Consider the following 9573-nt stretch of genomic DNA (forward strand, 5'->3'; position numbering starts at 1 on the left):
TCCGGACGATAGCGAGAGTCGGAGCGCCCGTGAACGTCAACGACCTGGTCAAGCGGATCTTGAACCGGCGAATTGCGCTACTTCTGGTGATCCTGCTGATGTGCGGTGCGGGCGCCTACGGATACACCACTGGCGTCACCGTCCGGGCATCTACCGCGTCGGCCGTGGTGATACCGCCGCCCACGTATTCGTCGACCGGTGACACTCTCGGTGCCAACCCCATGTTGAACCTCTCGCCGGAGAAGGCCCAGCTCGCCGGCATCCTTGCCACGTCGATGTCCAGCCAGCCCGCGCAGGCCGTGATCGCTGCCGCGGCACCGGGTGTGGACTACAAGGTCTCGAACACCATCGACCTGGGCCCGAGCAATCAACAGCCCTCACCGCAAGTGTCGATTCTGGTGCTGTGCAGCGCTACTTCCGACTGTCAGGCAGGCGCTTCGGCGTTGCTGGACGTTGCCCGCGACAACCTGGTGAAACTCCAGGTGGGTGCCTCCGTCTCCCCCGAGAACTGGGCCAGCCTCACCGTGCTGCAGGAACCCACCGCACCGGTCGTGACATCCTCCAGCGCCATGAAATCGGCGGGCTCCATGGCGGTCGCGGCGCTGCTGGCAGGCATCATCGGGCTGCTGGTGTATGACGCACTTGCCGCCCGTCGTCGCAAAGAAAAGTCCACTGATGGCAGAACCAAGATCAAGGCCCGGGCGAAGACGAAGGGCGGCGAGAACGCGCACACGCGTCCCGCCGCTGCCGAACCCGTCGCGGAACCGGCCCGGGCTGAAACGAACGGTAGCGGCCAGAGTGTGGCAAACCCTTCGAAGGCAACGATCATCGATGATGATCTGGACAACGTCGAGATTGACGACGAGGCACTTGCCCAAGCGGTCTTGAACTGGACTCCACCCCGACTCACCGATTTCCGTAGCTGGCGTGACGACAAGCCTTCCTCAGACCGATAGCCCGGCCACAGTGGTGTCCGGCCGCGGGCCGGCCACCGTCACGTTCGTGGCGCTGGCATTGATCGTGCTCCTGAGCACCCGACAGGTGTACGCGGTCTACGCGCTCAAGGGACTGAGCCCCGCCCAGGTCGCGTTGATTCTCGTTGGCGCCCTGGGTGTCTATTGGGTGTTATCAGGGCACCGACTTGCCCTTGGTGCTCGCGGGCTCGCGATCGCGATTCTGGCCTCACTACTGGCAACGGTGGTGTCCTTCAACGTCGTCACCACACACGTTCTTCCGCACGTGGCGTTGATTCAGGCTGGGCAGGGCATTGCGGCGTTCGCGGTAACGGTGACCGCGCTCATCGGTTTCGTCTTTCTTTTCGCCGCCTACCCCGACAATTCCGCGCGCACTATCGAAATGTTGTTGAAGGCGCTCGTCATCGGCGCTGCCATCACCGCGGCCTTCGCCCTGGTGCAGTTCGGCACCGGTGTCGATATCGCGGCCATGATCCGCATCCCCGGCATTATGAAGTTCGGGGATACCGGTGTCGCACACGGAATTGTCCGTGAAGGCGTCGTCCGTGCACAGGGTGCCGCCGCCCATGCCCTCGAGCTGAGTGCGGTGCTGACCACCATCGCCCCCATCGGGGTTGCACTGGTCTACAGCGCCCAGGCCGCCGGCCGTAAAGCCTGGCCCTGGGCACTGCTGACCATCGTGGTGATCGCAGGCTCGGTGGTGACGGTTTCGCGATCTGCCTTCATCGGATTGGCGGCAGCCATTCTGGTGATGTCGTGGCGCTGGCCGGTGCGGCGGCTCGCGGGATTGGTCGCGGCTGCCCTCGGTGCGGCGGCAGTTGCCGCGGTGAGCGGCCTGGGTGTCTTCGACGCGATCATCAGTACCTTCATGGGTAGCGCCGACGATCCGTCGCTGCAATCACGCGCCCGCGGAATCGATTACGTGATGGCCCATTGGACAGAGCATTTCTGGTTGGGCCAGGGAGCGTTCACCTATCCCCTCGGGCCCGAGCAGCCGGTCCTCGACAACGAATACCTCAGCCGCCTCATCGAAGGCGGGATCTTGGGCTTGCTGACCCTGATCGTCCTGATGATCACGGCCATCATGTACGCGGCCAGGGCACGCAACCGCTGCGAGGATGTGCCCACCACGGAGTTGATCAACGGTGTGCTCGGCGCGCTCGTCGCGCTCACCGTCGTCGCCTCGGTGTTGGATGTATCTGCTTTCCAACAAATTTCGATGGTCCGATGGCTGCTGATCGTGCTCGCGGGTGCGGCATGGGCGCTGGTAAAACGCAATCAGAAAGTCCAGACATGACACACCGGGGATTCGATCAGTCGAACGCATGGCAGGCCCGGCTCCACGACGCGGTGCCGGGAGGCGCACATACCTATGCACGCGGAGCCGATCAGTACCCGCTGGGCATGGCACCGGTGCTCACCCATGGGGCGGCTGCACGGGTATGGGATATAGATGGAAACTCCTATGTCGAATACGGCATGGGACTGCGCGCGATAACGCTCGGTCATGCGTACGGTCCCGTGGTCGAGGCGGTTCGCGAAACCCTGGCGCGGGGTGTGAGTTTCAGCCGGCCCACGGTGCTGGAAGCCGAAGCCGCCGAAGACTTTCTGCGTACCGTGCCGACCGCCGAGATGGTCAAGTTCGCCAAGAACGGGTCGGATGTGACCACCGCCGCCATCCGCCTGGCCCGCGCCGTCACCGGGCGCACCAAGGTGGCGGCATGCCGGCAGCCGTTCTTCTCAACCGACGATTGGTTCATTGGCACCACCGAGATGAACGCGGGCATCCCCAAGTCGGCGACCGACGACATCGCCAGATTCAGCTACAACGATGTCGATTCTTTGGTCACGCTTTTCAACCGTTTCCCGGGGGAAATCGCTTGCGTCATCATGGAAGCGGCCAGCGCGGCAGCCGAGCCCGCACCCGGATTCCTCGAATCGGTGCGGTCACTGTGCACCGACCACGGTGCACTGCTGGTCTTCGACGAGATCATCACCGGATTCCGGTGGTCGCGCCAGGGCGCCCAGGCGGTCTACGGGGTAACCCCCGACCTGTCATGTTGGGGCAAGGCCATGGGCAATGGATTTGCGATTGCCGCACTCGCCGGAAAGCGGGACTACATGGAACGCGGCGGCCTGCGGACCGATGACCCCCGGACGTTTCTCCTGTCCACCACCAATGGGCCAGAAGCTGTGGGGCTGGCCGCGTTTCGTGCGGTGGTGCAGTCCTACCGTGATGACGCCCCCGTTCACGCGATGGAGGCCGCGGGCCGCAGCCTTGCGTCAGGCGTGGCCGAGATCACCACAGAACTTGGTGTGGACGAACATATTCAGACCGCGGGACGGTCGTCATGCCTCACCTTCACGAGCCTCGACCCGGACCGGCAGCCCTCACAGGCGTATCGGGCGCTGCTGTTGCAAGAACTTCTGCTTCGCGGCGTGCTGGGGCAATCCTTTGTGATCTCCGCCGCACACACGTCTGTCGACATCGAATTGACGCTCGAGGCGGTGCGCGGTGCCGCCGAGATCTATCGGCGCGCTCTCGATGCGGGCGGTACCGATGGATTCCTGGCGGGTCCGGCTGTGGCGCCGGCATTACGCTCACTCGCCGAACCCCGACGGATCCCGTAGCCGCACCCATCTTGTGGGTTCATGCGTTTATCGCCCCGCGTTCGCCTCGTTGGCGTATTAGTAAATGTGGCCCGTATCGCGTTGATCTTGGATAGCAACTACTACTACGCTGCGTCGTAGGAGGTGGCGATGAACGCCCTGGACGTATCCCGATGGCAGTTCGGCATCACCACCGTGTACCACTTCGTTCTGGTGCCGTTGACCATTGGGCTCGCTCCGCTTCTGGCCATCATGCAAACCGCATGGGTGGTCACCGGCAACAACTCCTGGTACCGGCTGACCCGGTTCTTCGGCAAGCTGTTTCTCATCAACTTCGCCCTGGGTGTGGCCACCGGCATCGTGCAGGAATTCCAGTTCGGAATGAACTGGAGCGAATACTCCCGCTTCGTCGGAGACGTATTCGGCGCTCCTCTTGCCCTCGAAGGGCTGGTGGCCTTCTTCTTGGAGTCAACCTTCCTGGGTTTATGGATATTTGGATGGACGCGGCTGCCCAAGCTGGTGCACCTGGCGTGTATCTGGATGGTGGCGATCGGCGTCAACGCCTCGGCGTTTTTCATCATTGCCGCCAACTCGTTCATGCAGCATCCGGTCGGTGCCGTCTACAACCCGGAGACCGGCCGTGCCGAACTGATCAGCATTACCGAGCTCCTGACCAACAACACCGCGCTGGCCGCGTTCCCCCACACCGTCGCCGGATCCCTGCTCACCGCAAGCACCTTCGTCGCGGGAATCTGTGGTTGGTGGATGGTCCGCTCCCACAAGGTCGGCACGCTCGACGATGCACGCACGATGTACCGGCCCGCCGCCATCGGTGCGTGCGCCGTGATGATCCTGTCCGGTGGTGCGCTGGCGGCTACCGGGGACGTCCAGGGCAAGCTGATGTTCCAGCAGCAGCCCATGAAAATGGCGTCGGCAGAATCCCTCTGTTACACCGAGAAGGACCCGAAGTTCTCGGTGTTGACGGTCGGTACGCACAACAACTGCGCCAGCGTGGCACACGCCATCTCGGTGCCGTATGTGCTGCCGTTCCTGGCCGAGGGCAAGTTCACCGACGTCACTCTCAAGGGTGTGGAAGACCTTCAGAAGGAATACGAGCAGAAGTTCGGACCGCGCAACTACCGGCCCAATCTCTTTGTCACCTACTGGTCCTTCCGTGCGATGATCGGGCTGGCTGCCGGATCGGCCTTGCTGGCGCTGGCAGGGTTATGGGTCACCCGTGGTGGGCGCATCCCCAGTCAGCGTTGGTTCGCCTGGCTCTCGATCCTGGCCATCCCTACCCCGTTCCTTGCCAACAGCGCCGGGTGGGTGTTCACCGAGATGGGCCGGCAACCGTGGGTGGTGGCACCCAATCCGACTGGGGTGGAGCAGATCCGGCTCACCGTAGATCTGGCGGTCTCCCACCATTCCGCGGCCACGGTATGGCTATCGCTCATTACGTTCACCCTCCTGTACGGCGCACTGGGTGTGGTGTGGTTCTGGCTGATCCGCCGATACACCATCGAGGGGCCCCTCGAGCACGACACCGAACCAGCTTCGCCCGTGACCGATGACGACAGTGTCAAACCGCTGTCCTTCGCCTACTAGCCCAACCAGCCGCGTAAGGAGGTTCCGGACATGAATCCCACAGCATTGCAACAGTTCTGGTTCATCGTCGTGGCGGTGTTGTTCCTCGGCTTCCTCGTGCTCGAAGGGTTCGACTTCGGCGTCGGGATGCTCATGCATCCCCTCGGCCGTGGTGATGACCGCCGGCGACGGGCCGTGTTGAACACCATCGGGCCGGTATGGGACGGCAACGAGGTCTGGCTCATCACCGCGGGGGGCGCGATGTTCGCAGCCTTTCCGCACTGGTATGCAACGGTGTTCTCCGGGCTGTACCTTCCGCTGCTGCTCATCTTGGTGGCCATGATCGTCCGGATCGTCGCCATCGAATGGCGGGGAAAGATCGATGACCCCCGTTGGCGTGCCCGCTGCGATCTCGGGATAGCGATCGGATCCTGGATTCCGGCACTGCTGTGGGGCGTGGCATTCTCGGCGATGCTCGCCGGGCTTCCGGTCGACAGTGCTAAGCAGCTCACCCTCACCATCGGCGATGTGCTCAGACCATATGTGCTGCTAGGCGGCGTAGTTTTCGTGGGGCTCTTCGCCTTTCACGGTGCGCTGTTCATATCGCTCAAGACCGCCGGCGCGGTGCGAGAGGACGCCGTCTCCACGGCACGCAAGCTGGCGGTTCCCGTGATCGTCGCCGCGGGTGGATACGGACTGTGGACTCAGCTTGCCTACGGCAAGAGCTGGACGTGGATCGCACTCGTGATTGCCGCGTTATCGCTGGTCGGCGCGGCAACCTTTTCGCGAGTCTCCCGTGACGGATGGGCTTTTGCCTGCACCTGCCTGACAGTGGTCGCGGTCGTCGCGTTGCTTTTCGGCTCTCTTTATCCGAATCTGATTGTCTCCAGCCTTGATCCGGCCTACAACCTGACCGTGACAAACGCATCGTCAAGCCCCTATACGCTCAGGGTGATGAGCTGGGCCGCCGCGGTCACCGCTCCCGTGGTGCTTATCTACCAAGGCTGGACATATTGGGTGTTCCGGCAGCGCATCTCGGCCGACCAGATTCCCGACCCGGTCGGGCTACCCGTGCGATGACGAGCTCGCGCAGTGCCCCGATCGATCCCCGACTGTGGCGCCGCAGCGCTCCTGCCCGCCGCTACCTGATCCTGACGGTGCTCTGCGAGCTGGTGATGACGGCCTGCACCCTGACGATCGCGGTGGTCCTGGCACGTGCCCTCGCGCTACTGATCACCGATCCGGCGAGCCGCGATATGGCCCATATGGGGCAGCCGATGACCATCCTCGTGGTGCTCTGGACGCTTCGGGCGGCGGCTCAGGGTGTACAGACCCGGTTCAGCGAACGCGGCGCAACCGGGGTGATCGCCGACCTCGATGACCAGCTGCTGTCGGCCATCGCCGAGGCGCAGCCACGTGACCTCGAGCAGTTCCGAGATTCGGCCACGACGGTATTGACCCGGGGACTGGAAGACCTGCGCCCCTACTTCGCCGGATATCTCCCCGCGGTCCTCAGCGCGGCAATCGTGACACCTGCCGCCGCATTGGTGATCGCACTGTCCGATATCCGATCCGCCATCATCGTCGCGATCACTCTGCCGCTGATTCCCATATTCATGGTTCTCATCGGCCTGCTCACCCGCGATCGAGCGGAGGCCGCACTGCAGGCATCGACCGCGGCCACCGGTCAGATTCTCGATCTGATAGCGGGTATCCCGACGCTGCGTGCGCTCGGGCGCACCGCGACTCCACTACGCCGAATCACCGAACTCGGTACTTCTCAGCGCCGTTCGGTAATGGCTACGTTGCGGGTGGCGTTTCTGTCCGCGATGGTGCTCGAAATGATCGCGACCCTCAGCGTCGCGCTCATCGCGGTGGGGATCGGCATGCGTTTGGTTTTCGGGCACCTCGACCTGACCACCGCGCTGACGGTCCTGATCCTGGCACCTGAGGTGTACTGGCCGTTACGACGCGTCGGAATCCAGTTCCACAGCGCTGCCGATGGCACAGCTGCCGCGGACAAGGCCTTCGAACTCCTCGATGCCCTCGGGCCCCCGGCGGCAGCCGGCGGAACGCAGACTCCACGCAGGAATCCGGTCATCGAACTCGACGCCATCAGCGTGACGGACCGAAGTGGTTACGCACCATGGGAATTGACCGCAACAATCCGCCCCCACGCCGTGACGGTTCTTACCGGGCACAATGGCGCCGGAAAGTCGACGGTGTTGCACACCATTACTGGGCTGACCACGCCCGCTCAGGGCCGGGTTCTTGTGGACGGGGTGCCACTGGAGCGGATCCAGCGCGACAACTGGTGGTCAATGCTCGGATGGCTGCCACAGCGCCCGGTGCTGGTACCCGGCACCGTGCGCGAGAACCTCGAGATGTTCGGGCCGCTGGACGATCTCGAATCCGCACTGATCGACAGCAGGTTCGACAGCACACTGGAGACGCTGCGTGACGGATTGGATACCCGCCTCGGTGCGGGCGGCAGCGGGCTTTCACTGGGAGAACGCCAACGGCTGTGCCTGGCCCGTGTGCTCGGCACCAATCGGTCGATCCTGCTGCTCGATGAGCCCACAGCGCACCTCGACGCCGATACCGAGGCCGGTGTACTTGCCGCATTGGTTTCTCGTGCCCGCAGGGGTGCGACGGTGGTGCTGGTCGGCCATCGGGCGCCTGTTCTGGCTGCCGCCGACGCTGTGTTCACCGTGCAGGCAAGACATGTCGCATACCTCTGATCCGCTGCGGCACTGGCTGATCGCTTTGCGGGTGCGGCCGGTGCGACTGGCCGTGGCCGTTACATGCGGTGTCTTGGCGCTGGGCAGCGCACTGGCGCTGGCGGGTCTGTCGGCATGGTTGATCACCAGGGCATGGCAGATGCCTCCGGTACTCGATCTGTCCGTGGCCGTGGTTGCGGTACGCGCACTGGGCATTTCGCGAGGCATCTGGCGATACTGCGAACGGCTGGCCGGTCACGATATCGCGCTGCGCGGCGCCGCCACCGTCCGGGCACACGTGTACGCGCGACTAGTCGGCGGCGCGGCCGGCGAGGTCCGCAAGGGCGTGGTGCTCGACCGGATCGGCACCGATATCGACGAACTCGCCGAGACGGTGGTCCGCAGCGTCATACCCGTCGCGGTAGCCGGGGTGCTCGGAGTGGCCGCGACCGCGACAGTTGCGTTCATATCGATACCTGCCGCCGCCATTTTGGCGTGTGCCTTGTTGGTCGCCGACGTGCTGGCACCCGCGTTGGCGTCGCGGGCCGCCAGTACACGAGAGACACGCGGCGCCCGGGCCCGCGCCCTGCAGACCGAGACGACGGTCGAGATCCTGGATCATGCCCCGGAACTGCGAGTTCGAGGACTTCTCCCCCGTCAGCTTGAACTGGCGCGCCAACGCCGCAGAGACTGGGCCGCAGCTCAAGACGCCGCCGCCGTTCCCGCCGCATGGTCAGCGGCGGTTCCGACTCTCGCCGTGGGCGCCGCAGTCGTCGGGGCGTTCGCCGCAGCGGTCCAGCTGGCCGGACACGTCGAACCCACGACGCTTGCCGTCCTGGTGCTGCTGCCGCTGGCCGCATTCGAGGCCTCCGCCGCGTTACCCGCCGCAGCCATCGGCATAGCCCGCTCCCGCGCATCGGCGCGGAACCTGCAAGAACTCGTGATGGCAGGGGACGACACGTCCGCACCGGTCGATGTGATGCCTGCCAACGGCAGGGCAGGCGTCCCGCTTGAATGCGTTGACCTAACGTGGCGGACCGGCCCTTCCGCATCGGGTCCGTTGTCGTTTCGGCTGGCTGCAGGCGCGCGGATGGCGATCACCGGGTCCAGCGGCATCGGCAAGACATCCCTGTTCACAACGCTTGCCGGCCTCACGCCGCCGGCGTCCGGTGCCATCCGGATCGGCGGCACCGATATCACGGACCTACCCGCCACCGAACTGCCCTCGCTCATCAGGTTTTTCGGCGAGGACGCGCACATCTTCGCCACCACGGTGCGCGACAACCTGCTCGTCGCGCGCGGCGACGCGACCGATGGAGAGCTGTTCGACGTGCTGTCCGACGTCGGCCTGGACTCCTGGATCGAGGCATTGCCACACGCGCTGGACACGGTGCTGACAGCAGGTGCGGCCTCGGTATCGGGCGGGCAACGCCGCAGGCTGCTTCTCGCCCGGGCACTGCTCTCCGAAGTGCCGGTGGTGCTGCTGGACGAACCCACCGAACATCTCGACGGGCAGGCCGCCGAGACGTTCCTACGAGAGCTACTGGACCCCGCGGGTCCACTGCTGGCTGGCCGAACCGTCATAGTCGCAACCCACCATCTGCCCGATTCGGTGTCCTGCCCACGTATCCGGCTCGGCGATACAGTGCAGGTATGACGGAAACGCCGCCGCCACCACCCCCGCC

The 9573-nt window shown here is 64.5% G+C and carries 7 protein-coding genes; all 7 read left to right on the forward strand.

Features of this window, described 5'->3' with window-relative positions; translation table 11 throughout:
- Window positions 1–29: 29 nt before the first annotated feature.
- The 7 genes from AOT83_RS01480 (at window position 30) to cydC (ending at window position 9545) form a co-directional block, all read left to right on the forward strand.
- A complete protein-coding gene (locus AOT83_RS01480; RefSeq protein WP_057965794.1) occupies window positions 30–956 on the forward strand; it encodes a hypothetical protein in 927 nt (308 codons plus the stop codon).
- Window positions 928–2271, forward strand: a complete 1344-nt coding sequence (locus tag AOT83_RS01485; RefSeq protein WP_131726947.1) for an O-antigen ligase family protein — start codon at window positions 928–930, stop codon at window positions 2269–2271. The genes AOT83_RS01480 and AOT83_RS01485 overlap by 29 nt, the downstream gene beginning before the upstream one ends.
- Window positions 2268–3605 (forward strand): glutamate-1-semialdehyde 2,1-aminomutase, encoded by a 1338-nt coding sequence (locus AOT83_RS01490; protein ID WP_057965792.1) that lies wholly within the window; start codon window positions 2268–2270, stop codon window positions 3603–3605. The genes AOT83_RS01485 and AOT83_RS01490 overlap by 4 nt, the downstream gene beginning before the upstream one ends.
- A 129-nt stretch (window positions 3606–3734) precedes the next feature.
- Window positions 3735–5189 carry a cytochrome ubiquinol oxidase subunit I gene (locus tag AOT83_RS01495; RefSeq protein ID WP_030097736.1) on the forward strand — a complete coding sequence of 485 codons (1455 nt, stop codon included), beginning with the start codon at window positions 3735–3737 and terminating at the stop codon, window positions 5187–5189.
- A 30-nt stretch (window positions 5190–5219) separates the two neighbouring features.
- Window positions 5220–6248 carry a cytochrome d ubiquinol oxidase subunit II gene (cydB, locus tag AOT83_RS01500; RefSeq protein ID WP_057965791.1) on the forward strand — a complete coding sequence of 343 codons (1029 nt, stop codon included), beginning with the start codon at window positions 5220–5222 and terminating at the stop codon, window positions 6246–6248.
- The gene (gene cydD / locus AOT83_RS01505) at window positions 6245–7909 is read left to right on the forward strand and encodes a thiol reductant ABC exporter subunit CydD (RefSeq protein ID WP_057965790.1); all 1665 of its coding nucleotides are present in this window, start codon (window positions 6245–6247) and stop codon (window positions 7907–7909) included. Before cydB ends, cydD begins: the two co-directional genes overlap by 4 nt.
- Window positions 7893–9545 (forward strand): thiol reductant ABC exporter subunit CydC, encoded by a 1653-nt coding sequence (cydC, locus tag AOT83_RS01510; protein WP_057965789.1) that lies wholly within the window; start codon window positions 7893–7895, stop codon window positions 9543–9545. Before cydD ends, cydC begins: the two co-directional genes overlap by 17 nt.
- The last annotated feature ends 28 nt before the right edge of the window (window positions 9546–9573 follow it).

Origin of the sequence: Mycobacteroides sp. H001 (genome assembly GCF_001440005.1) — a bacterium.
Classification (GTDB): domain Bacteria; phylum Actinomycetota; class Actinomycetes; order Mycobacteriales; family Mycobacteriaceae; genus Mycobacterium; species Mycobacterium gwanakae.